The 21,880-nt window shown below is 70.4% G+C and carries 20 protein-coding genes and 2 pseudogenes; 10 read left to right on the forward strand and 12 right to left on the reverse strand.

Annotated elements, in window-relative coordinates; all coding sequences use genetic code 11:
- Positions 1-188 precede the first annotated feature (188 nt).
- Positions 189-2,633 (forward strand): cellulose binding domain-containing protein, encoded by a 2,445-nt coding sequence (locus WMF29_RS47075; protein WP_437326563.1) that lies wholly within the window; start codon positions 189-191, stop codon positions 2,631-2,633.
- Positions 2,634-2,787: 154 nt separating this feature from the next.
- Here WMF29_RS47075 and WMF29_RS47080 read toward each other — a convergent pair whose 3' ends face one another.
- Both WMF29_RS47080 and WMF29_RS47085 read right to left on the reverse strand, forming a co-directional pair.
- Entirely contained in the window at positions 2,788-3,360 is a 573-nt protein-coding gene (locus tag WMF29_RS47080; RefSeq protein ID WP_437326564.1) for a hypothetical protein, read from the reverse strand.
- A 14-nt stretch (positions 3,361-3,374) separates the two neighbouring features.
- Positions 3,375-3,551, reverse strand: a pseudogene (locus WMF29_RS47085) (FAD-dependent monooxygenase); the annotation flags it as partial.
- Between the two features lie 185 nt (positions 3,552-3,736).
- Between WMF29_RS47085 and WMF29_RS47090 the strand changes: the two are divergent.
- On the forward strand, positions 3,737-4,348 hold the full coding sequence (locus WMF29_RS47090; protein ID WP_437326565.1) for a hypothetical protein: 612 nt from the start codon (positions 3,737-3,739) through the stop codon (positions 4,346-4,348).
- A 22-nt stretch (positions 4,349-4,370) separates the two neighbouring features.
- Here WMF29_RS47090 and WMF29_RS47095 read toward each other — a convergent pair whose 3' ends face one another.
- The 3 genes and pseudogenes from WMF29_RS47095 to WMF29_RS47105 all read right to left on the reverse strand — a co-directional run bounded on the left by WMF29_RS47095 (position 4,371) and on the right by WMF29_RS47105 (position 8,144).
- Positions 4,371-6,053 carry a DEAD/DEAH box helicase gene (locus WMF29_RS47095; RefSeq protein WP_437326566.1) on the reverse strand — a complete coding sequence of 561 codons (1,683 nt, stop codon included), beginning with the start codon at positions 6,051-6,053 and terminating at the stop codon, positions 4,371-4,373.
- A 140-nt stretch (positions 6,054-6,193) separates the two neighbouring features.
- Positions 6,194-6,733, reverse strand: a pseudogene (locus tag WMF29_RS47100) (nucleoside hydrolase); the annotation flags it as partial.
- A gap of 214 nt (positions 6,734-6,947) precedes the next feature.
- Positions 6,948-8,144: a hypothetical protein gene (locus tag WMF29_RS47105; RefSeq protein WP_437326567.1), complete on the reverse strand. Its 1,197-nt coding sequence runs from the start codon at positions 8,142-8,144 to the stop codon at positions 6,948-6,950.
- Between the two features lie 193 nt (positions 8,145-8,337).
- Between WMF29_RS47105 and WMF29_RS47110 the strand changes: the two genes are divergently transcribed.
- Together WMF29_RS47110 and WMF29_RS47115 are read left to right on the forward strand one after the other, a co-directional pair.
- Positions 8,338-8,538, forward strand: a complete 201-nt coding sequence (locus tag WMF29_RS47110; protein ID WP_437326568.1) for a hypothetical protein — start codon at positions 8,338-8,340, stop codon at positions 8,536-8,538.
- Positions 8,539-8,588: 50 nt separating this feature from the next.
- The gene (locus WMF29_RS47115; RefSeq protein WP_437326569.1) at positions 8,589-10,613 is read left to right on the forward strand and encodes a hypothetical protein; all 2,025 of its coding nucleotides are present in this window, start codon (positions 8,589-8,591) and stop codon (positions 10,611-10,613) included.
- Positions 10,614-10,724: 111 nt separating this feature from the next.
- Here the strand turns inward: WMF29_RS47115 and WMF29_RS47120 are convergent, their stop codons facing one another.
- Both WMF29_RS47120 and WMF29_RS47125 read right to left on the reverse strand, forming a co-directional pair.
- Entirely contained in the window at positions 10,725-11,291 is a 567-nt protein-coding gene (locus WMF29_RS47120) for a hypothetical protein (protein WP_437326570.1), read from the reverse strand.
- Between the two features lie 34 nt (positions 11,292-11,325).
- Complete coding sequence (locus WMF29_RS47125) at positions 11,326-12,174, reverse strand: SDR family oxidoreductase (RefSeq protein WP_437326571.1); 849 nt, start codon at positions 12,172-12,174, stop codon at positions 11,326-11,328.
- A gap of 385 nt (positions 12,175-12,559) precedes the next feature.
- On the opposite strand from WMF29_RS47125, the gene WMF29_RS47130 reads away from it, so the two are divergent.
- Positions 12,560-13,072 (forward strand): hypothetical protein, encoded by a 513-nt coding sequence (locus WMF29_RS47130; protein WP_437326572.1) that lies wholly within the window; start codon positions 12,560-12,562, stop codon positions 13,070-13,072.
- Positions 13,069-14,043 carry a metallophosphoesterase family protein gene (locus WMF29_RS47135; RefSeq protein WP_437326573.1) on the forward strand — a complete coding sequence of 325 codons (975 nt, stop codon included), beginning with the start codon at positions 13,069-13,071 and terminating at the stop codon, positions 14,041-14,043. The genes WMF29_RS47130 and WMF29_RS47135 overlap by 4 nt, the downstream gene beginning before the upstream one ends.
- A gap of 8 nt (positions 14,044-14,051) precedes the next feature.
- On the opposite strand, the gene WMF29_RS47140 is transcribed toward WMF29_RS47135, so the two are convergent.
- A complete protein-coding gene (locus WMF29_RS47140; RefSeq protein ID WP_437326574.1) occupies positions 14,052-15,164 on the reverse strand; it encodes a hypothetical protein in 1,113 nt (370 codons plus the stop codon).
- A gap of 346 nt (positions 15,165-15,510) precedes the next feature.
- On the opposite strand from WMF29_RS47140, the gene WMF29_RS47145 reads away from it, so the two are divergent.
- On the forward strand, positions 15,511-16,707 hold the full coding sequence (locus tag WMF29_RS47145) for a glycosyltransferase (RefSeq protein ID WP_437326575.1): 1,197 nt from the start codon (positions 15,511-15,513) through the stop codon (positions 16,705-16,707).
- Between the two features lie 41 nt (positions 16,708-16,748).
- Here WMF29_RS47145 and WMF29_RS47150 read toward each other — a convergent pair whose 3' ends face one another.
- From WMF29_RS47150 to WMF29_RS47160, 3 genes are all read right to left on the reverse strand, one after another.
- Positions 16,749-16,925, reverse strand: coding sequence for a hypothetical protein (locus WMF29_RS47150; protein WP_437326576.1), 177 nt, complete (start codon positions 16,923-16,925; stop codon positions 16,749-16,751).
- A 96-nt stretch (positions 16,926-17,021) separates the two neighbouring features.
- Entirely contained in the window at positions 17,022-17,402 is a 381-nt protein-coding gene (locus tag WMF29_RS47155; RefSeq protein ID WP_437326577.1) for a type II toxin-antitoxin system death-on-curing family toxin, read from the reverse strand.
- A 17-nt stretch (positions 17,403-17,419) separates the two neighbouring features.
- Positions 17,420-17,614: a DNA-binding protein gene (locus WMF29_RS47160; RefSeq protein WP_437326578.1), complete on the reverse strand. Its 195-nt coding sequence runs from the start codon at positions 17,612-17,614 to the stop codon at positions 17,420-17,422.
- A gap of 561 nt (positions 17,615-18,175) precedes the next feature.
- Between WMF29_RS47160 and WMF29_RS47165 the strand changes: the two genes are divergently transcribed.
- Positions 18,176-18,481, forward strand: a complete 306-nt coding sequence (locus WMF29_RS47165) for a hypothetical protein (protein ID WP_437326579.1) — start codon at positions 18,176-18,178, stop codon at positions 18,479-18,481.
- Between the two features lie 195 nt (positions 18,482-18,676).
- On the opposite strand, the gene WMF29_RS47170 is transcribed toward WMF29_RS47165, so the two are convergent.
- Positions 18,677-19,111 (reverse strand): VOC family protein, encoded by a 435-nt coding sequence (locus tag WMF29_RS47170; protein ID WP_437331249.1) that lies wholly within the window; start codon positions 19,109-19,111, stop codon positions 18,677-18,679.
- 210 nt (positions 19,112-19,321) lie between these two features.
- Between WMF29_RS47170 and WMF29_RS47175 the strand changes: the two genes are divergently transcribed.
- Together WMF29_RS47175 and WMF29_RS47180 are read left to right on the forward strand one after the other, a co-directional pair.
- Positions 19,322-20,530, forward strand: coding sequence for a winged helix-turn-helix domain-containing protein (locus WMF29_RS47175; protein ID WP_437326580.1), 1,209 nt, complete (start codon positions 19,322-19,324; stop codon positions 20,528-20,530).
- A 323-nt stretch (positions 20,531-20,853) separates the two neighbouring features.
- Positions 20,854-21,750: a hypothetical protein gene (locus tag WMF29_RS47180; protein WP_437326581.1), complete on the forward strand. Its 897-nt coding sequence runs from the start codon at positions 20,854-20,856 to the stop codon at positions 21,748-21,750.
- The last annotated feature ends 130 nt before the right edge of the window (positions 21,751-21,880 follow it).

Raw genomic sequence — 21,880 nt, forward strand, 5'->3', positions numbered from 1 at the left:
CCGGCATCACCGCTGAATCACGGCATCGGGCATGCGCATTGGGGCATCCCCGGCGCTTGCCAGGCCATGAGTCCGGACGCTAGATCGGTTCGAGCGTCAGCAGATCTGCATGGCGCACGGGGTGGTTCGTCGCCCTGCCGAACGAGGCGCGACGACCGGACGCTTCACCACCAACTTGGGTAAGATCCATGCACAACTTCAGCTTCCAGAGCAGATGGGACATGTGGATGGCCGCTGCAGCGCTGTCGCTGCTGCCGGCATGCAGCGACGGCTCGACGGAGCCGATCGGCACATCGCAGGCCGCGCTGCAGGGCGCGAACGGGATCAGCGCCGATCGCGTGATCGACTCGCAGTGGGGCCAGGGGTACTGCGCGCACATCGTCGTGAGCAACCAGCACCCGAGCGCCACGACGGGGACGTGGAGCGTCGCGCTCGACGTCGGCCCGGGCGCCATCTTCTCGTCCTGGGATGGCACGTTCAGCGGGAGCACGGGGCAGATCACGGTCACGCCCCAAGGCGGCAATGCGGCGATCCCCCCGTCGGGAAGCCGCCAGTTCGGGTTCTGCGCCAGCATTCCGAGCCCGGGGATCGAGCCGGTCGTGCTGTCGGTGAGCAGCGACCTGCCGCCGATGGGCAGCGGCGTGGCGATCACGGAGTACAAGTTCCCGGCCGCGATCGACGCGATGGTCAGCCCTGACTACGCGACCGAGCTCTGGGCGTCCTTCTACCGCCCGGCGAGCCTCGAGGCCGGCCGGCAGTATCCGCTGCTCGTGTTCATGCACGGGAACCACCCGACGTGCGGCACGGGCGTGAACCCCCGTACGGACAACAACAACCAGTATGCCACGACGGGGACGTGCCCGGCGAACTACGTCGTCGTCCCCAACCATCGCGGCTACGACTACATGGCCGAGGACCTCGCCGCGCGCGGCTATTTCGTGGTGTCCATCAATACGAACCGGGGTATCCACGCCGCGTCGGGCACGCCCGACGACGAGCTGGTCATCGGGCCGCGCGGACGCCTGCTGCTCCGCCACCTGGAGCAGCTGAGCCGCTGGGACAGCGGCGCAGAGCCGACGCCCCCGGAGCTCGGCGTGGATCTGCTCGATCGCATCGACTTCGACCAGGTGGGCTTGCTGGGGCACTCGCGCGGCGGCGAGGCCGTGCGGTTCGCCTACAACGAGTACCGCCGGAGCGGCAGCCCCTGGCCTGCGCTGATAGACAGCCCCGTGAGCATCCGCGGGATCTTCGAGATCGGTCCGACCGATCAGGGCCAGAACGGCCAGCGCCTGAACGCCGACCAGACGGCCTGGAACGTGATCCTGCCGGCCTGCGACTGGGACCTGAGCGATCTGCCCGGGATGCGCCCGTTCGATCGCATGCTGAGCATCGCCGAGCCGGAGCCCCTCTCCAAGTCCTTCTATCATGTGTGGGGCGCCAATCACAATTACTACAACAGCGAGTGGCAGCTCGCGGACGGGAACGGCGGCGGGATCACAGGCTGCATCGACCATGACGAGCTCTTCGATCCGCTGGAGTACGGCTCGCCGGCGCAGCGCGAGACGGGTCGCCTGGCGGCCGTCGAGTTCTTCACCGCGAACGTGGGCGCGGATCGCGACGAGGCCGCGAACGCCCTGTTCGACCCTGCCTTCCCCTTTCCGGACGTCCCGTACCGTGTCCGCCGCGGCTACCATCCGGGCGGAGACGCCGCCGACAGCCTGCTGCTCGAGGACTTCATCAATCCGACCGGCACGAGCTCCTACGGCCTGCCGAACACCACCGGCGGCACCCTCTCGGTGGAGCACACGCCCCTGAGCGGACACGACCCTTCGCTCTCGGGCGCCTGGATCCACGACGTGGTCGCGGGCAGCTCGACGTTCTTCCAGTCGAACTGGTCCTCCGCCGGCACCGGCTTCGATCTCACGGGGTACGACTACCTCGATCTCCGCGCCGACCGCAGCTGGGGCTCCGATCCGACCGAGGCTTCGTTCCTTGTGGAGCTCGTGAACGCCGACGATACCCGCTCGAGCGCCGTCGCCATCGATGAGTTCCTGGAGCTCGGTCCTCCGCCGCGCGGCGGCACCACGCTGCCGACCGCGCGCATTCCGCTGTCCTCGTTCAGCGGCGCCACGCTCGCGTCGGTGCGCGGGGTTCGTCTGACCTTCACCACGCCGCTCGACGGAAACAGCCTGTACCTGGCGAACATCCGCGCCACCCGTGCCACGACCGAGGCCCAGGCGGCTTCGGGGCAGCTCGCCTCCTTCGCGTCGAGCGCGGCGCCGCCCAGCTCCCGTGCGCGCGCGGCCGGCACGACGATCCCCGAGCAGCGGCGGATCGTGGCGGGCAATGCCATCCAGAGCGTGAGGAGCAGCGGGGCCGACGCTGTCGAGATCACGCTCACCAGCGCCGAGTTCTTCGACCTCCGCGCCACCAACCTGGTGCTCACCGTCGGCGCCGAGCGAAGCATCGCGGCTCGCCATCCGAACGGAGATCTCCACACCGTTCAATTCCTGCTTCCGCGTGCCGCCTTCGACCGCCTCGGTGCGCAGGAGCCGGTGAGGGTCGACTACGGTCCAGGCTCCTCCGTGGCCTGGGACTTCGGTCAGCTCGACAAGACGGCGCTGGCTCCCTGAGCCGACGACGGCGCGCCCTGGCCTGCATCGAGGACCAGCCGGGGCGCGCCGCCCGCTCGCAGCGAGAGGCACCGTGGGGCTCTCGCTGCTGTCGGGGATGATCGGAGGATTCGACCTCTCGATCATGCCGGAGGCGCTCCCTGGTTCATTGACATCAACGACCTGGATTGACCTCCTCGATGAAGTAGGCGGTCTCTGCGGAATCGTCGTCTACATCGAGGAGGCTCCCCGCGTCGGCCATCGGTGGTCCGACGTTCGTCTCCAGCCACTTCTTCACGTCGCCAGCTCCGGCGTCTTCGAACAGCAGATCGGACGCTTCTGACGGCTTGAAGCAGCTGTCCGGTAGGTAGATGACCATGCTCGCTCGGACCACCGTTGACAGTAGCCGAAGGGACTCTCGCAGACCCTGCCGCACGTCACGCTCGTGAAGAAATGACGACCATCGCGCCAGATGCGTGAATTCGATCAACCTCTTGTGGACACTGGCACAAAACCCGTCTGGGCCAGCCATCCACACGTAGCCCTCGTTGAATAGCTCCTCGGCGGCGTTCGAGCTGAGCCCGCTCAGCTTCCATCCCCAGGACGCTCGTCCAGCCCGGACCCACTCCTGCGCCCATGGACGGAGCGCGGGCGGTAGTGCCCAAGCAGCGTTGAGCGCGCCTGGCAGTTCATACAGCTCATCCCAGGATAGGCCATGGTCGACGATGGCGGTGAAGTCTACGCCCATGTTGTGACTCCATTCCCCATGCGGCGCACGACCTCCCGCGCCGCGCCCTGGACGCCGAGGTTCTGCCCGCCGAACCGGAGTGCGTCGGCGCGTTCCACGACGACGGGTCGGAATCCGTAGCGCGCAAGCCAGAAGGCGAGGGCGGGACCGGCGATGCTCGCCCCCGAGATCAAACCCGTCCGATGTTCCACCTGTGGAGTGTCACCGGGCGGGGGCAGGTGTCAACCCCGTCCGGTCCGACCGGATCCTCACCGCGGCAGGATCATCGCCGGGCTGTCACGTCGCGGTCCGCTCGACGGGGCTCGGGCCCTCGGGGCGTCGTGCGGGCGCCGGCCTGGCGGTGCGTTCGGCCGCCGCTTCGTCTATCCTGGTCGCCATGATGAAGCGCAGCGGGAGCAGCCGAGTCGCGCCGGCGGATGACGTGTTCGCCGCGAGGAAGCGCAAGCCGGTACCCCATGAGTTCGTGCTCGACGCGCTCGCCCCGCTCGGGCCCGAGACGCGGCCGATGTTCGGCTGCCTGGCGGTCTATGTGGAGGACAAGATCGTCCTCATCCTGCGCGACAAGCCCGCGCCCGCGCAGGACAACGGCGTCTGGCTCGCCACGACGGAGGAGCACCACGCGGCCCTGCGCCCTGAGTTTCCGAGCATGCGAAGCATCGAGGTGCTCGGGAGTGGGGTGACGGGCTGGCAGGTGCTCCCGGCGGACGCGCCCGATTTCGAGGAAGCCGCGCTGCGGGCCTGCGCGCTCATCGAGGCGGGCGATCCGCGCATCGGGAAGGTGCCGGGAGAGCGGCGGAAGCGGGGCGAGGCGCCCGCGAAGAGGGCCGCGGTGAAGAAGGCGCCGGAGAAGAAAGCGGCGGTGAAGAAGGCGCCGGCAAAGAAGGCGCCGGCGAAGAAGGCAGCGCTGAAGAAGGCTCCGGGGAAGAAGGCAGCGGTGAAGTCGGCTGCGAAGAGGGGCGGGAAGGCGACTGCGAAGAGGCGATCTTGAGCATCCGCGATGAAGGTCCTGGTCAGCGCTCCTCGCGCGGCGCAGTGACCCTCGCCCACACTGCGAGGATCATCGCCTGTTCCATGGTGCTCGGCGCGGGATAACCCCTCGGGGGCTCGGCCGGCAGGGGCGTGGGGGGCTTTGCCCTGCGCCATGGCGCGTCGTGGCGCGCGGATGCCCCGGCCGCGGGGCCGCGGCGCGCGACCTCGTAATCGACAGCGGCCACCGCCTCTTCGAGGGTGGAGAAGCGCTCGACCAGCTTGCCGTCCAGCAGGACGTGCCACCGCTTCCCCCGACCGCCGCGGGCGAGGACGACGACCTCGCTGAACGCGCCGGGCCTCCTCTCGTAATGGAGCGCGAGGCCGAAGCGGCCGAGAGAGGCCCACGCATTGCGCGAGATGGCCATCACCTCGGGGTCGACGCGGAGGCTCAGCGGATCGAAGTGCGCGGCGCGCTCCTGGATCTCGCGCAGCGTGATGCGGCCCGCCTCGACCTCGAACCCGGGGTAGTCGAACGTCACTTGCCGGTAGAAGCGGCTCGCCTCCGAAGCGTCCCTGCCCTCGAGGTCGAGGTCGCGGGGCATGCCGAAGAGCGAGGGCAGCGTGCACAGCTGGAGCGAGGAGAGGTCGACGAAATCGAGGATCAGGCAATCCTTCTTGCCTGGATGGAGGCGCGTGCCGCGCCCGACGCACTGGGCGTAGAGCCCATCCGAGCGGGTGGGGCGGGCCATCGCGATGCAGGAGACGCCAGGGTCGTCGAAGCCCTCGGTGAGGACAGCGACGTTGGTGAGGGCCTGGACGCGCTCTTCCCGGAAATCGGCGAGGATCCGGCCGCGGAGGTCGGAGGGCATGTCGCCGTGGACGTAGGCCGATCGGACGCCCAGATGATTGAGCGCCTTCGAGAGGTTCCTGGCGTGCGCGACCGTGACGCAGAAGGCGATGGTGCGGCGGTCGCGGGCGAGCTCTTGAATGGATCGGGCGACGAGCGCGTTGCGCTCCTCCAGGTCGACGGCCTCCTCGAGCTCCTCCGTGGCGAAGTCGAGTCCGCCGCCGTCGAGGCGGGAGAGGTCGGTGGCGGTGGCGACGCGGTAGCCGGTGAGGGGGGCGAGGTAGCCGTCCGCGATCATCTCGGTGAGGGAGCGGCTGTAGACGATCGCCTCGAAGACATCGTCGAGCCCTTTGCCGTCGCCGCGGGCCGTCGTGGCGGTGAACCCGAGGAGGGTGCCTGTCCACGCGGGGTCGAAGGCGCCGAGCTGGCGGAGGACGCGGCGGTTGTCCTCGGCGGGGGCGTGGTGGCACTCATCGTAGATCACGAGGCCGATATCGCGGCCGCCGGTGACCTGCTCCAGCCGCTTCTCGTGGAGGGAGCGTATGGAACAGACGATGACGCGCGCGTCCGCCGGGGCGCGGAGCTCGCCCTGCTCGACGGCGACCGTGGCCTGCCCGGCGAGGGCGCGCTCGATCTTGTCCTTGGCCTGGAAGAGGAGCTCTTCGCGGTGGGCGAGGACGAGGACTTGCCGCCTGGCGAGGCGGGCGAGATGGGAGAAGATGACCGTCTTGCCGGCGCCGGTGGGGAGGCACACGACCATGCGCCGGACGCCGCGCCTGCGGGCCGCGAGCACGGCGTCGACGGCGGCGCGCTGGTAAGGGCGCAGGGCGGGCGCGCCGGGGCCGGCCGGTGCAGAGACGGTCGTGGGGATGGTCATGAGCTCTCGTGCGGGCGTGGCGATAGCATGGCCCGGAGCCCCTGTCCGTACGCCTCAGGGCCCGGGTCCGCTCTGTGGTCGGCGAGGCGTGCCGGGGGCGGCGCGGGCGGGACTGCGTCGCTGTCCCCGAACGATCGATGTCACCTCGACCACTGGGAGAAGAGGTATCCGTAGAATTGCTCGAGATCCACCTGGTCGAGCGCCCGTACCGTGCGACCGCCGGGCACGACTTTGGTGCGCCCTTGCGAGGGGCCTGCGGTGACGATCTCCGTCTCCCAGGCGCGGAGGGTGAACATCTCCGGCTTGCCGACATACGAGGTCGTCAGCACGTCCCACGCGAAGTAGTCCTGGTGGCCGGCGAGCGCGTAGCAGGTACCCGCGAGGTCGGAGAGGGGGTATCGGCGCTGCCGGGACAGGCGGCGGAGGAACGCCTGGGTGACGGGGACGAGGTTCGTGATGTCCAGCGGACAGAGGGTGATCGGGATGGCGGTCTTCCAGATGCGGTCGGCGGCGATCGGGTCCCAGTAGACGTTCCACTCGGCGGAGCCGTCCTGTCCGCTCTCGAAGGCCGTCTGCACGTTCCCGCTCACGTTGAGCGCGCCGCCCATCCAGACGATTTCGCGGATGTTGCCCTCGATGCGAGGATCGATGTCGAGCGCCGCGGCGACGGTCGTGAGCGGCTCCTTGCGAGCGCGGAGGGGTGGCGCCGCGCGCGAGAGAGAGCCCGACCGGGATCTGCCTGGCGGCGACGAGGAGAATTTCAGGGCAAAGGCGCGAGGGCGCAAGAGACCATGAAATCGCATCCCGTCGCCGCTGCCATTCTCTCCCCGGAGAGCGTCCGCTGCGCGCGACGCGCGTCGCGCTGGATCGACTCCGGCGCGACGCTTGGACCGTTCAGCGGCGGTCGCGGCGACGACGCGCGCGGCTCGCGAGCGACAGCGCGAGCCCGATCGCAGGCAGCGCCCAGCCCGACGAGGCGGTGCGGCCCGCGCTGCCGGCGCTGACCGAGCAGCCGCCGCTGTCGTCCCCGCCGTCCGGGTCCTCCGGAGAGTCCCCGCCGCCGCCCGCCCCGGATCCCCCGGAGCCGCCGCCGCCCACCCCGGATCCGCCCGAGCCGCCGGCGCCCGTGCCGGGGTCCTCACAGGAGCTCACGTCATCTTCGGCGCAGAGGCTGCCGCGCCCCTCGCAGTACGCCGCCCTCGCGTCGCACCAGGCCTCCTCGAAGCCCTCGGGCGGAGAAGCGCACGCCGCGACGGCCTCGCCGATGCGCGTCGCGTCGGCCGGGAAGACGCCCGTCGCGCCCGCGTCGCCGTGCGGAACGCAGGTGCGCTCCGTCTCGACCGTCGCGCCGTCGATGAGGCTCTTGTACGTGAGCTGGTAGCAGTACTCCGTCGCCGCGACGTCGTATGTCTGGCTCAGGTACCCTTCCCAGACCGTCTTCTTGGCGAGCTCCTTCCCGTCCGGGCTCGAGAAAGTGAAGATCTGCACGTACTGCCCCACGCCGTGGTCCGCTCCCCCGCTCACATCGAGGGAGACGGTGACGTAACGCTCCATTTCTTCCGCCACGCAGCTCTCTTGCGGACCGCAGCTCCCCGGGCCCAGATCGGCGGTGCAGCAGCTCGTCTCGCCGTGCCAGCGCTCTCCCAGGGTGATATTGGCTTGGACAGGGATGGCGCCGACGTCCATGTCGACAGCGGCGCTGGCCTGGGTCTCCCAGACAATGACGCTGCGGTTCTGTCCCTCGACCTCGACCTGGTAGGTGTGGCCGTCGAGGAGCGGGGCCGCGGGGCGAAAGGCGAGCAAGCGCTCGCCCTGGCCGACGGGCACGTCGGCGACCTCCTCCTGGGCGCCGCTGATGGCCTCGCCCGTGTCCTTGTCCTTCACCACGAGCTCGGGCGCGCCTTCTGGGCAGTGGGAGTAGCAGGAGACCCGGGCCACGATGACCCCGTCGAGCGGCACGACGCGCGTGACCCCGGACGCGTAAGGGCCGTCCGGCGGAGGCGTACAGGCAGAGCTCGGACGGGAGATACCGAGAGCGCCCAGGCCTCCCATGACGGCGAGAGTCAACGCGGTGAAACGAGAATAAGGCATCGAAGTTCCTCCTCAAGCGACCCGACGCGGGTCAGCCCCGCACGGGCGTGTGCAGACACGCGCCGATGTGCAGACTCCGTGCCGGTCGCGACTCCCCGGACCGCCGCGGGGTTCTCGTGGGTTCCCGTACCCGTCGCATGTCACCGTGTGTCAACGTGTGCCGGCAGCCCTGCGCGTTTGGCAGGGATGCCGGATGAGCGCCTGCCGGGCGCTCGTCCGGCAGGAGCGCGCCGCGGGCGTCCATGCGCTGATCGAGCTGACGCGGCACGCCGATCCGTTCGCGCGCCAGGGCGCCGCGCGCACGCCGGGCGAGCTCGACAACGCAGGTACGCCGGCGCGCGAGCGGCTGCATTGCCCCGAGGTCGCCGGTGGTGCTGAATGCCAAGCCGCCTGAATGGGGCGCACCGCGGCGGCATCAGAGCCGCGTGTAGCCAGGGAGGCCCCATGCGTTCCCATCGTGCGCTCATCGGCTGTGCCGTCGCGTCGTGGATGTCCCTCTCGACCACGAACGCGTCGGCAGAGGTGGTCCTGGACCAGATTCAGTTCTACGGGCGAACCACGTGGAGAAAAGATTACAAGAGCGCAATATGCGACTTTAACGTCATCGACGTCAGCATCGCCGCGATACCGTACGAAGATGTCTACTCCGTCGAAGCGGAATACGCAGGGGTGACGACCCCGCTCACGTTCAACGAATACAACCATCGTTACTACGCGAAGATCGACACGAGCGCGGTGCCCTACGGTCCTCACACGTTGACGTTCATCGCGTACGACAAGCGCGGGGAGGCGCGGACGAGGCAGTACATCGTGCACAAGTACGCGCCGCCCAGCGTCTGGGTGACGAGCCCGCGGCCCAACCGCACGCTGACCGGGGACACCCGCATCGCTGCGACGTGCGTCGGGACCCCTCCCTATTCCTGCACGCAGTTCAATGCGCGCGTCCGGAGCCAGGTGCGCGATGAGGTGCTGGTGGGCGTCCCGTCGTCGGTGCCGGGGAGGATGGACGTGCTGCAAACCCTGTCATCGCCGCTCCAGTCGGGCGAGGTGCTCACGGTCAGGCTCGAGGCCATGGACGGCGTGGGACCGGTCTGGTACGGGCCGACCATCGGCGGGGGACTCGGCTTCTACGACTGGGCGCTCCCGCGCACCTACGTCGAGCGGAGCCCAAGGCTCACCGCCGTCCAGCGCGCCCCTGGCGCCATCCTCGATTTCGACGCGACGCGCGTCCTGTTCATCGATCACGCGCTCCAGATCGGCGTCGTCGATCGCGTGACTCAGCAGGTGACGTGGCACGGAGAGCTGCAGCCCCACCATGAGTGGATGGACAAGCCTGGTCAGGGGGCGCTCACGCCGTCCGGCGTCATCATGCAAGCGTGGTACGGGTACATTTTCATGTGGAGAGACGGCGTGCTGGACCGGACGCCCAGGAAGGGGCGGCTTGACGCGGTGAACGGCGATACGCTCCTGTGGACGAGGGCCGACGACGACGAGACCCTCGTGCACACGTTATCGACGGGCGCCGCGACGAGCTTCGGGCTCGCGCCCGGCAGCGCGTCGCAGTTCCAGGCGGACATCACGGCGTCAGGCGACATCTACTACAGCACGCACGAAGAGCCGTGGATCCACGGGCCGGGCGGGATCCGCCTCGGGGACCACCTCGGCTTCTTGCAACGGCCCATCTCCGATGGGACGAACGTCGCCGGCCGGTGGTGGAATGGATCGGTGAGCTCGAGCTATCTCTACACGGCCGATGGCGCGGAGGTGTTCCTCGGCGACTCGAAGACCGGCGACGCTGCAGGGCTGCTGCTGCACGCAGGGTACGCGGCCTACCTGAAGAGCGACGGGGCCGTCAACCAGGTGTGGCTGCGGACCCCCGCGGGTGACGAGCACCAGGTGAGCGACTTCGTGACGCCGAGCCAGCTCGATCAGCAGGAGCTGCGCGTCGGGCACGGCGGTATCAGCGACACCGGCGAGGTCATGTTCCTCAACGACAGGAAGCGTTACATCGGGCGGCCTGGGGCCGCCCCGGAGGAGATCAGCAGCGATCTCGGACACGGGCGCTGGTTCGATGGGGACTGGTACGTGGCCATCGGTGACACGCTGTTCAAGGTGATGAGCACCGAGGCGCCGGCCCTCCATCTCGTCGCGTCGCCGGGCGAGGTGCGGGTCGACGCCGAGGAAGAGGCGCAGCACGACCTCACGCTCACCGCGCTCGCGCCGGGCGAGCCCCTGGATCCATGGACGCGCTCGGGGGACCTCCTGCACATGCCAGACGCCTCGCTGGCGTCATTTCGCGATCCACGGGCCGCAACGCACGCCGGCCCCCGCGCGCCCGACGAGGAGCCGTCGGCTGCCGCCGCGTGCAGCATCGGTCAGGCAGCCTGCTCGGGCCGCGGTGTCGCCCTCCTCTCCGTGGCGCTCCTTGGCCTCTCGCTCTCGCGGCGCCGCCGCCGCGGGCAGAGGTAGCGAGGGAGATGTCGAGCCTGCGCGTCCCACGGGCGGGAATGCCAGCGGAGTGAGCGAGGCGGAGCGCACGCCCCCCGCGCGGCACGTGCGCCGCACGGCTCAGCCTGGTTGCTACTGTAGGCGGTGCAGGTGGTGCTCCTCGCCGTTCAAGGTCAGCACCGCCATGAACCCCTCACGCGCGAGCTCCTCCTCGATCCTGAGCTCGTGCGTTCCCTGGGTGACGGAGGTGTCGACGACGCGCGTGACCTTCGGTTCCAGGGCGCCGCCGGGGTAGCTGTAGATGTCGAGGCGCAGCGTGCAGGCGCGCTCGATCGTCGCGCGCGCGACGAAGGCGTCATCGGCCTCCGTCACCGAGAAGGCGCTCCCGAGCTCTCCCTCGACGGAAGATCTCCTGAGCGCCCAGGCGATCTGCTGGCTGGCGATCGGGGCGTACACGTCCAGCACCATCACGTCCTTGTTCTGCTCCTTGAAGCGCGCGTGGAGGCGCGCGCGGGTGGCGGCGTCCACGCCGCCGCCGAGCGTGATGAGGTCGAAGTCGCCTGCGTGGAACTCCGTGTCCGGCGAGGCGCTCAAGGTGCCGACGGCCGAGTGCCCCTGCGCGTTCAGCGCTGCCACGCCCCGCTCGAGGACATCGGCCCTCTTGCCGATGACGAGGATCCTGGTCGCTCTCGATGCCATGCTCTCTCCTTACCTCGCGATCTGCCGCCGCGCCCTACTGGAACGCTTTCACGTGGCGTTCCAGCCACTCGTCGAACGTCCGCCCCCTGCGCCCGAGGAGCTGCTCGATGGCGGGCGAGGGCTCCTCTCCCTTCCCGGTCCTGATCAACGCGAACGCCTCGAGCAAGGCGCGGATGAACACCTCGGGGAGCCCCGCCTTCGTCATCCCCTCGCGGGCGGCGTCCTCGCTGACATCGACGTACCTGAGTGGTCTGCCGATCGCGGCGCCGATCTTCGCCACCTGCTCCGCTGCGGTCAGCGCCTCCGGCCCGGTGAGCTCGTACTCCTTGCCTTCGTGCCCCGGCGAGGTCAGCGCCTTCACCGCGACCGCCGCGATGTCGCGCTCGTCGATGGGCCTCGCCTTGGCGTCGCCGAGGGGCTGGAACACCGCGCCCTGCGCCTTGATGGACGCGGCCCACCGGAGCGTGTTCGAGGCGAACCCTCCCGGCCGGAGCATCGTCCAGGCGACGCCCGACGCCTTGACCCTCGCCTCGGCCTCGCGGTGCCAGCGGGCGATCTGGACGTCAGGCGCGCGGGCGACGCTCGACGACGAGAGCAGCACGATGTGCTTCACGCCCGCCCTCGTGGCGGCGTCGGCCGCGTTGCCGGCGAGCTTCGGCATGTCGCCGCCCACGCAGACGAGGAACGCCCTGTCCACGCCGGCGAACGCCGCGTCGAGCGTCTCGGGCTTCGAGAGATCGCCCTTCACGACGGCGATCTTGCCGCCGAGCTCTCCGAGCTTCGCCGGATCGCGCACGAGCGCGCGGACCGGCTGGCCCGCGTCGATGAGCTGCTCGAGCACCGCACCGCCCACATTCCCTGTTGCTCCGGTCACGAGGATCATCTGCCGCTCCCTTTCATCGCGTTCACCCTCCAGGATGCGCCGGCCTCGCCTCGTCGGCGGGCCGCGTCCGAAGAGCAACGTGCAGCGGAGCCTCCCGCGTGTCGGATCATACGCCAATGCATTGGAATAACTCTGCTCGTTTGTTGCCTGCCCACCGTGCCCTTCCGAGCTGGAAGTGCTCTGGCGGCCGAGCTGGATCGCTCCGATGTCGGACCGTTTCGAGCGCTCACGCGGGCGGCCCTGCCGGCCGGAGACTGCGCTGTAAGCCGCCGGTCGAAGGAGACCGAACATGCGTCCGCGCTTCCGTGTCGTATTTCTCTGTGATTGGATCGATCGCTTGTGACGGCTTGCCGCGATCGCCTCCGTGTGTCGTATCGTGGGCGTCGTGCGGCCTAGCCCACCTGCCTCGCCCTCTCGTCTTCGCGAGTACCTGGCCATCCTCGCTGGCGCGCTGGCCGCGGGCGCCTGTGGTGCGCTCTTCGATCAGGCCACCGCCACGATCTCTCCAGAGTATTTCCTCGACGGCAAGGGCCTCGCCGCGTCGAGCTTGCCGTTCCGGCTCGCTGTCGCGTGGACGGGGTTCCGGGGAGGTCTGCCGCTCGGCGCCCTCGTCACGGGCGTGGGCCTCCTCCGCTCCGCGCGCAGCGACCGGTTCTCGTGGCGCGCCTGGCTGGGCAGGATGATCGCTGCGGTCGCCGCGGCGCTCGCGCTCTGCCCGGCCCTCATGGCGGCGCTCGACCCGTTCGGCGTGCGCGAGGCGAGCCTCGGTGTGTGGTCCCGCGGCGCCGCCACGAGATACCTCGTCTGCTGGGGGCTCCATGCCGGCGCTTACCTCGGCGTCCTCGTCGGCGTCTTTCTGGAGGGCCGACCCGCCCTCCGCCGAGCGTCAGGGCCGTGAGCGGGCGGGTCCTCCCGGCCGCGCTGCTCGCCGCCGCGAGCGCGCTGCTCGCTGCATGCGCGCCGCTGCCCGCGCCGCGCCGCTTCGAGGGGAGCCTCGATGTGCCGCTTCCGACCACGAGCGGCCGTATCGCCGTCATCGCCGATCTGCAGCGCACCTCGTACCTGGAGTTCTGGCGCGAGTCGAACGATCCCGAGCGCGCGGCGCTGGTGCAGGCGCTTGCCGCCGCTCGCCCCGATGCCGTGTTCGTGATCGGCGACCTTGTGTTCGACGGCGGCTCGGCGCGGCACTGGGCCGATCTCGACGCCCTGATGGCGCCGGTGCGCGACGCCGGGACCCCGGTATTCGCGGCGTTCGGCAACCATGAGTACTGGGGCGGCCGCGGCGGTGCTCGCCACCTCTTCGCGCGCTTTCCGCACCTCGGCGGGCGCCGCTGGTACGAGGTCGCCTATGGCCCCATTCGCGTCGTCGTCCTCGACAGCAACATCGACGAGCTCACCCCCGCGGCGTGGGACGCCGAGATCCGCTGGTACGAGGGCGCGCTCCGCCGCATCGACGCCGATCCTTCAGCGCGCGCGGCGCTGGTGCTCGCGCACCATCCGCCGTACACGAACAGCACGGTGACGGGCGACGAGCCCCACGTGCAGCGCCACATCGTCCCGCCCCTCCTCCGCTCCCGGAAGGCGCTGGCGCTGATCAGCGGCCATGTGCACAACCACGAGCGCTTCCAGCGCGGCGGAAAGCTCTTCATCGTGGCTGGCGGCGGCGGCGGCCCACGCGCCGCGCTGGCCCAAGGCCCGGCTCGCCGCCATCCCGACGATCTCGCCCGCGGCCCGGCGCTCCGCCCGTTTCATTTTCTGCTGATCGCGCCCGCCCCGGAGGGCCTCGCCGTCGAGGTCCACGGGCTCCCCAAGGGCGGCAGAGCGGCCGCCGCCCTCGACCATTTCGTGATTCCCTGGCCCGCGCGCTGAGGCCCGCGCTACGCGGCCGCGCCGAGGGTGCCGATCTCCTCGAACTCGTGGATCATCCGAGCGAGCCCGCGCTCGTCGACGCTGAGGCCGAGCGCCGCCGCGGCGTGGACGAGGAGCCTCCGCTCCCGCAGTGAGGCCACCTTGTCCACGGCCGCCGCGATCTCGAGCGCGCGCAGCAGCGGGGCGCGCGCGCCCTCAGGCACGCCGCGGAGGCGCTCGACCCAGGTGATGTCGTCGGCGAGCCGCTCGTTCAGGCCGACGCGCGCCGGGGCCGGCAGCCGCCGCAGCACGGCAGCGAGCAGCGCGGACTCCTCCGGCGTGAGGCGCCCGTCGGCGGTGAAGATGAACCAGAGCCCTTCGAACAGCCGCTCGAGGTGCGGGCGCAGGGTCTCGTCGCCCAGCGCCTCGTCGAGCGCGCACCGGTAACGCAGGTATCGGCGCGCTGTATCCCCGAGGCGCCGGGTGACTACCCAGCTCGTGATCGACGACGAGGCGACCGAGAGCACGGGCACCAGGTTGCGCGCCACGCTCTCGCCGGCGAGCCGCGCCGCGAGCTGCTTCGCCACATCCGAGCCGCGCCCGCGCGCCGCGCGCACGAGAACGCCCGCTGGATCGTCCGTGTCCTGGGGGTGCTCCACGACGCCGAACGAGAGGGCGAGCAGCGCCCACACGTCGGCCGGCTCGTCCGGATCGAACCGGCGCCCGAAGAGATCCGCGAGCTCGCAGAGCATCCGCACGTGCAGGAGCAGCCGGAGCACCGTCTCAGCGCCCATCGCGAGCATGGCCGCGGGGATCGCGACGAGCCCGCCGAGCCCGTTCGTCTCGGCCGTGGCCACGGCCGCGCCGGTCGAGAGCGCCCCCGTCGCGCCGCCCGCGAGCGCCGAGCGGATGCAGGCGCGCCGGATGACCGCGCGCGCGTCGGTCGACTCCGTCAAGCCGGTCGACGCCGAGATGGTCGCGGGGCGAGGCCGCCGGTTGTAGCGGCGCACCGCGCTGGACAAGACCTCCGCGAGCCATGCCTCGAACGGGCGCACGTGCACGCCCGCTTCGCTCGTCGCCTCGCGCAGCGGGAGCGCCGCGGCCCCCGCTGCGTCACCAGGATGCGCAGCCTCGTCGCTCATGGACAAGGGCGGTTCAAGATGCATTCCGCGCCCCGCGGGCGCCGAGGCCGAGCCCGTTCGCAGCACTGCCGAGATCGGCTATCGCCTTGGTCGGGCGGAGAAGGATTCACCTGCTCCCTCGCAGAGGAGGAGCTCCTTCCGCTCCCACGGCTCGACAGGCCAACTCAGCTCCAGGGGGCTCCGTCTCGGCCTGAACGGATGATCCGTGGTACGGGCGTCCTCGCCCTGCCTCCCACTTGAGCGTGTATACCGGAACTCTGGCGTTGATACGATGAAAAAACGCGTCTCCGGTGCCATCGTCGCCTCCGTCATCCACGCGACGCGCGTGGTCGAAGGGAGAGAGACGATGCGGGTATTGCTGACGGGAGTGGGGACTCGCGGTGACGTGCAGCCCGTGGTGGCCTTGGCCGTCGAGATGCGGCGTCGGGGGCACGATGTGAGGCTGTGCGTTCCGCCGAACTTCATCGACTGGGTGGGCGGCCTGGGCTTCACGGCGACCCCGATCGGAATCGCGATGCGGCAACCGAGCGGGGCCGCTGCGCCGGCCTCCCCGCCGACGCCGGAGCAGGTCCGCGCGCTGCTCGAGCACCTCGCGAGAGACCAGTTCGACGCGACAGCGTCGGCCGCCGAGGGATGCGACGCGATCGTGGCCGGCGGAGCGCACCAGTACGCCGCGCGGTCCATCGCGGAACGGCTGGGCATCCCGTCCATGGTCGCCGTGTACGCGCCGGTGGCCCTGCCGTCGCCGGATCATGCGCCCGGCGGGGAGCCCGGGGGCGACCCGGAATCCAACCTCCGACGCTGGCAGGACGAATCGCGGACTTGGAACGAGCGCCTCCTCGAGCGGCTCAACGCCCATCGGGAGCGCCTGGGCCTGGGTCCGGTGAGCGATGTACTCAGCCATGTCCTGGGCAAGGCGCCGTGGCTCTCGGCGGACTCGGTCCTTGGGCCGCTGCCGGCGACGCCCGGCCTGCAGGTCACGCAGACGGGAGCCTGGCTCCTTCCGGATCAGGCGCCGCTCGTACCCGAGCTGGAAGCGTTCCTCGCCGCCGGCGCGCCGCCCGTCTACATCGGCTTTGGCAGCATGCCTGTCGACCGGCAGACCGGCCGCAGGGTCATCGAGGCCGTGCGGGCGGCGGGGCGCCGCGTCGTGCTGTCGCAGGGGTGGGCCGAGCTCGGCCTGATCGACGACGCCCTCGACGGCATCGCGATCGGCGACGTCAACCAGCAGGCGCTCTTCCCGAGGGTCGCCGCGGTGGTGCACCACGGCGGGGCGGGTACGACCACGACGGCGGCGCGGGCGGGCGTCCCGCAGGTGATCGTCCCGATGTTCGCCGATCAGCCCTACTGGGCCTCGCGCGTCCGGGCGCTCGGGATCGGCACGTCCGTGGCCCGTGGGGCGCTGAGCGCGGAGGCCCTTTTGGCCGCGCTGGAGGGCGCCCTCGACCACGGGGTCGCTGCCCGCGCGGCTGCGAGCGCAGGCGCCGTGGCGGTGGATGGAACGGCCGTCGCCGCCGACCTTGTCGAGCGGGCCTCCGCGTGAACCGCGGGTGATGGCCGCGTTCGTCTGGCCGTGTCCGCAGGTCAATCCAGGGTGATGCTCAGCAGGAACGAACCGGCAGAGACATTGTTGTAGCTGTCGACGAAGATGTTGATTGGAGTCCCCGCAGCCACATCCAGGGTGACCGACTCGGCGTCTCCGGCGTTGCCGGCGTCCAGGCAGTTGATCTCGGTCGCGCTCTCGCTGCAGTCCGTCCGCACGTGGAGGACAAGATCGATCGAGGTCGTGTGGGCTGCGGGGCGCCGCGTCGCGCTGTCGGCCCCCCGCGTCCGACGGCCGGCGTGCGTAAACTCCTGTTAGAGGGAGGGTTCCCGCCGCCGGACATGCTGTTCGAGCCAAGCGAGGAGCTGGTCTCGTGAGAGCGCGCCGGAAGCAAGCGAGAGCATGATGCGCTCTTGAACATCGACATGGGCATCAAGGGAGTAGCCGTTCAGCATGAGGAAGACTTCCATCGCTGCATGACCGACACGCTTGTTACCGTCGATGAATGGGTGGCCTTGCACCAGTGAGAAGCAGAGAGTTGCTGCCTTAGCGATCACGGTAGGATAGAGGTCCTCACCTCCGAAAGTTGCCTTCGGCTGGGCCACAGCTGCCTCGACGGCGCGGAGGTCGCGAACGCCTGCGGCGCCACCGCTCGCCGCAACAACCCGCTCGTGGAGGAAGAAGATCTCCGCCAACGTCAAGTAACGCACGCTCAGGCGAGCCGCCTGTACAGCTCTGCGTTCTTCTCGAGGACAACCTCGGCTGCAGCATGAAACTCGTCGTCCGGCGTCGTCAGCAGATCCGCCACGGCGGCTCGCGCGAGCTCTTCCGGCTGCAAGCCGAGGCTCTTTGCGCGTTCCTGGAGGCGGTCGGCTTGCGCGGGCGACAGGTCGATGGCGAGCTTCATGAGACGCAGTGTACCTCGGGCGACCCTGGTTCGTCACCCGGTATACGGGTGGGCTGGCGAGCGATGAATCCCGGCGGAGAAAGGCGGTCCCATCCGTCCCGGGAGCGCAGCGGCCCGATGGATGGGTCGATGCTGGAGAGAGGAAGATTACGGGAGCGTTCGGGAGTAACGGTTTGCCATGCGGAGCCGTTTCGAGCCGGGTCGTCAGCGATGCCCCAGCGCCACGCGATGGCCGCCCGACCCGGATCGCCCCCACCCGGGTCGGGTTGCTGCGCTTCGTCGGCATGTTTCGTCGGCGACACGCCGCACCCGCGCGAAAGAGAGCACGAACGACGAAGAATGAGCTTCCGTGAAACCACCCGCCCGCTGCCGCGTAGAGGTGGCATCTCCGCGCCGCAGACGCCGACAGCGGCGCCCTACGGGTCGCTCGCAGGCGTACCGCTCGCCGCTGCGGCGCGGGGAGACACCTGCCTGTGGGCGCTTCTGCCCGCAGCAGGCTGTGCTCGGCCGGCGCCCCTGGCGCCTTCACGTGGGCCACGAGGCCAGAAGGAGACAATGACCATGAAGACGATCCGACTCGCGCTCTGCTCTCTCCCCCTCATGCTCGCCGCCTTTGCCGTCCCCGCGATCTCGGCGGCCGAGACCGGCCCGACCTCTGCTCCGAGCGCCGTGCAGGTCGAGTCCACGGCCGTGGACGCGTCGGCGGAGCTCGGCGGCGCTGCGGACGATGCGCGTGGTGACGTCACCGATGCCGACGACGCCTCTCTGATGAGCACCGCCGCGCGCTCCGATCGCCCCAACGCCCCTGGCGTGAAGCTGTGCTGTGGAACGGCGGGGGACTACGGGGTCATCTGCTGGCGCTGCTGAGCGGACGCTTGACGTCAGCGCGGGCTCTCGGCCGCGGCACGCTGGCGCGCGATCGACCCGATCTCGCGCCGGCGCCCGGCCAGAGCCATGCGTCGAACCTCGACGTCGAGGTGCGCGGCGGCTGGCGAAGCGCAGCTCAGCGCGCGCAGCGCCGACGCTTTGACGCCCACGGAGCCGCCGCGCAGCTGCTCACCTTCACCGCGCCGGCGTCTCGCTCTCGCCGTCGTCGAAGAACTCCATCCCTTCATAGGGCTTGTCGCGGCAGGACGCGAGGCGCGTCCGGAGGTCGCCGACGTGGATCTCGAGCTTGTGTCCGTCCGGGTCTTCGAAGTAGAGCGACGCCCCTTCGGAGCGGTTCTCTTTCCAGATCCGGGCGTCGCTCAGGCGAATGGCCTCTTCCAGGGAGGCGAAGCCCTGTGCATCGACCGAGAGCGCGAGGTGCGAGTCATCGCCCTGCCGCGCGGCGCGCGCGTCCAGCTCCAGAGAGAGCCAGAGCGTTCCCAGCTCGAGATATGCGCCCCTGGCCCACTGCGCTCGCCGCTCTCCGCCGAGCACCTGGACGTAGAAATGCACGGCGCGGTCGAGGTCTCGAACCGCGAGGGTCACGTGGTTGACGCCGCCGATCGCCATGGCTCCGGCAGCATAGTCGATCATCGGCTCGTGCGCGCATGTCGGCAGCACGTCGAGCGTGAGGAGAGCGGCTCGTCGGCGACGGTCGGCGTGAGCTCCAGCGCAATGGCGACGACCGCACCGGGCTCGGAGTTGAGGAGGGCGTCGATGATCTGTTGCCAAGTCCGCACGGCCAGCTAGGGTGCGGGCCCCAACGGACGGAAGGCGCGGATGAAGGACACCCTGTCGGCGGCGGAGGCCAGGCGCATCGCGCTGGCGGCGCAGGGCTTCCGGGCGGAGCGACCCGGGCCGGCGACGACGAAGCAGCAGTTGACCCGGCTGATCGAGCGGCTGGGCGTTGTGCAGATCGACAGCGTCAACGTCGTCTCGCGCACCCATTACCTGCCGGCCTTCTCGCGGCTGGGGGCCTATCCGCGGCCGATGCTGGAGGAGCTCGCGTGGGCGAGGAAGCGGCCGCTGTTCGAGTACTGGGCGCACGAGGCCTCGCTGCTGCCGCTCACCACCCAGCCGCTGCTGCGCTGGCGGATGGCCGACGCGCACGACGGGGTGGGCGTCTGGAAGGGTGTGGCGCGCTTCCTGCGCGAGCACCGGCCGGTGGTGGACCGGGCGCTGGAACAGATCCGCGAGCGCGGGCCGCTGGCCGCCTCCGAGCTCGAGATTGGCACGAAGGGGCCGGGCGGTTGGTGGGGCTGGAGCGACGCCAAGCGGGCGGCCGAGTGCCTGTTCTGGATCGGCGCGCTGACGACCGCCACCCGGCGGGGGACCTTCGAGAGGGTGTATGACCTGCCGGAGAAGGTGCTGCCCAGGGCCGTGATCGAGGCGCCGACGCCCGCGCGCGAGGACGCACAGCGCGCGCTGATCCGCATCGCCGCCCGGGCCTCGGGCGTGGCGACCGAGCGGGACCTGCGGGACCATTTCCGCATGGGGGTCGCCGAGACGAAGGCGCGGGTGACCGAGCTCGTCGAAGCCGGTGAGCTGATCCCCGTGGGCGTGAAGGGCTGGCGGGAGCCGGCCTTCCTCGATCCCGCCGCCCGGCGGCCGCGGCGGATCGAGGCCTGTGCCCTCCTCTCGCCCTTCGACAACCTGATCTGGTTCCGCGAGCGCACCGAGCGGATGTTCGGCGTGCGGGTGCGGCTCGAGATCTACACCCCCGCGGAGAAGCGGACCCACGGCTACTACGTGCTGCCGTTCCTCGAGGGCGATGCGATCACCGCGCGGGTCGACCTGAAGGCGGATCGCAAGGCGGGCGTGCTGGTCGTGCAGGCAAGCCACGCCGAGCCCTGGGCGGGCGCGCAGACGCCGGAACGGCTGGCGGGCGAGCTGCGGACCATGGCCGCGTGGCTGGGGCTGGAGCGCGTGCGGGTGGAGCCGAAAGGCGACCTGGCGGGGCGGCTGGCGAGGGCGCTGTCGGGCAGATAGCCACGAACGACACGCTGCGTGTGCCCAGGCGCTCAGAGGGCGAGCTTCACACGTCTCTCCAGGTGGGTCGGGTCGCCGCCGGAGATCGCTTCAAGGCTCGCGGAAGATCGCGCAACCCGAGCGCCACTCTCGTTCTCGTCGAGCCCGTGCCCTGGGGTCGGGGCGCACGCAGGTCACACGGCGTGACAGCTCGAGGGAGGTGCCCGGAATTGAAGAGCAGGACACGGCTGCTCCGGCCCCTGCGGGCCCCACGCATGAGCTTGGCATACCGCCTGGAGAGCCAGCATGTCCAGCGTGGCTGTAACCACCCGAGAAACGCCCCGATGCCCTCCGTGACCCATGAAGCCTTGGTGGAGCTGTTCAAGAACCGGCCGACGCTCGCCGCCGAGATGCTGCACGACGCGCTCGGCCAGCCTGTACCGGCCTTCACGGAGGCGCGCGTCGTGTCCTCCGACCTCACCGAGATCCTGCCCTCGGACCGGCGCGCGGATGTCATCCTCGTGCTGCTGGTCGGCGAACAGCAGCGGCCCGCGATGGCGATCGTGGTCGAGGTCCAACTCGGCGTGGATCCGGAGAAGCCGTACGTCTGGCCGGTGTACGTCGTGCAGACGAGGGCCCGGCACCGCTGCCCGACCCAGCTGCTGGTCGTGACGATCGATGCCGAGATCGCGAGGTGGTGCTCGCGGCCGATCGACACGGGCCACCCCGGCTTGACGCTGACCCCGCTGGTGCTGGGGCCCGAGGGCGTCCCGGTCGTCACCGACGCCGAGCAGGCGACGGCGGCGCCCGAGGTGGTCGTGCTCTCGGCGATGGCGCACGGGCAGGGTGAAGCGGCTGAGGCGATCGGCGTGGCGTTCCTGGCGGCGGCAGCCGGGATCGATGAGGAGCGCCGCGCCGTCTACGGGGACCTGGTGCTATCCTCGCTGAACGCAGCGGCGAGGCGGACATTGGAGGCGATGATGAAGAGCGGATACGAGTTTCAGAGCGAATTCGCGCGCAGCTACGTGGCCAAGGGCGTGGAGAAGGGGCGGCAGGAGGGGCTCCTCGAAGCCAAGGCGCAGGCCGTGCTCGCCTTCCTCGAGGCCCGCGGGCTGGAGGTCCCTGCCGAGGTCCGGGAGCGCGTCCTTGCGAGCACGGATATCGCCGAGCTGGACCGCTGGGTCCGCCGCGCTGCCGCCGTCAGCGACGCCAGGGAGCTGCTCGCGACGACCGGCTCCTGAGCGCACACGGCCTCCGGAAGCCGTCGGGCGGCCGGCGGTACGGCCACGCGGCGATCTCGTGGTGCCCGGCGCGCCCGCGCCCAGCATCGTGCCACCGCGGGTCACGCGCCGTGCCCCTGCGCGTTCAGCA

Origin of the sequence: Sorangium sp. So ce381, assembly GCF_051473845.1 — a bacterium.
GTDB lineage: Bacteria > Myxococcota_A > Polyangia > Polyangiales > Polyangiaceae > Sorangium > Sorangium atrum.

Coding starts and splice junctions, on each gene's coding strand:
- WMF29_RS47075 (WP_437326563.1), top strand. CDS start 189: ATGCACAACTTCAGCTTCCAGAGCAGATGGGACATGTGGATGGCCGCT.
- WMF29_RS47080 (WP_437326564.1), bottom strand. CDS start 3,360: ATGGGCGTAGACTTCACCGCCATCGTCGACCATGGCCTATCCTGGGAT.
- WMF29_RS47090 (WP_437326565.1), top strand. CDS start 3,737: ATGATGAAGCGCAGCGGGAGCAGCCGAGTCGCGCCGGCGGATGACGTG.
- WMF29_RS47095 (WP_437326566.1), bottom strand. CDS start 6,053: ATGACCATCCCCACGACCGTCTCTGCACCGGCCGGCCCCGGCGCGCCC.
- WMF29_RS47105 (WP_437326567.1), bottom strand. CDS start 8,144: ATGCCTTATTCTCGTTTCACCGCGTTGACTCTCGCCGTCATGGGAGGC.
- WMF29_RS47110 (WP_437326568.1), top strand. CDS start 8,338: ATGAGCGCCTGCCGGGCGCTCGTCCGGCAGGAGCGCGCCGCGGGCGTC.
- WMF29_RS47115 (WP_437326569.1), top strand. CDS start 8,589: ATGCGTTCCCATCGTGCGCTCATCGGCTGTGCCGTCGCGTCGTGGATG.
- WMF29_RS47120 (WP_437326570.1), bottom strand. CDS start 11,291: ATGGCATCGAGAGCGACCAGGATCCTCGTCATCGGCAAGAGGGCCGAT.
- WMF29_RS47125 (WP_437326571.1), bottom strand. CDS start 12,174: ATGATCCTCGTGACCGGAGCAACAGGGAATGTGGGCGGTGCGGTGCTC.
- WMF29_RS47140 (WP_437326574.1), bottom strand. CDS start 15,164: ATGAGCGACGAGGCTGCGCATCCTGGTGACGCAGCGGGGGCCGCGGCG.
- WMF29_RS47145 (WP_437326575.1), top strand. CDS start 15,511: ATGCGGGTATTGCTGACGGGAGTGGGGACTCGCGGTGACGTGCAGCCC.
- WMF29_RS47160 (WP_437326578.1), bottom strand. CDS start 17,614: ATGAAGCTCGCCATCGACCTGTCGCCCGCGCAAGCCGACCGCCTCCAG.
- WMF29_RS47165 (WP_437326579.1), top strand. CDS start 18,176: ATGAAGACGATCCGACTCGCGCTCTGCTCTCTCCCCCTCATGCTCGCC.
- WMF29_RS47170 (WP_437331249.1), bottom strand. CDS start 19,111: ATGGCGATCGGCGGCGTCAACCACGTGACCCTCGCGGTTCGAGACCTC.
- WMF29_RS47175 (WP_437326580.1), top strand. CDS start 19,322: ATGAAGGACACCCTGTCGGCGGCGGAGGCCAGGCGCATCGCGCTGGCG.
- WMF29_RS47180 (WP_437326581.1), top strand. CDS start 20,854: ATGCCCTCCGTGACCCATGAAGCCTTGGTGGAGCTGTTCAAGAACCGG.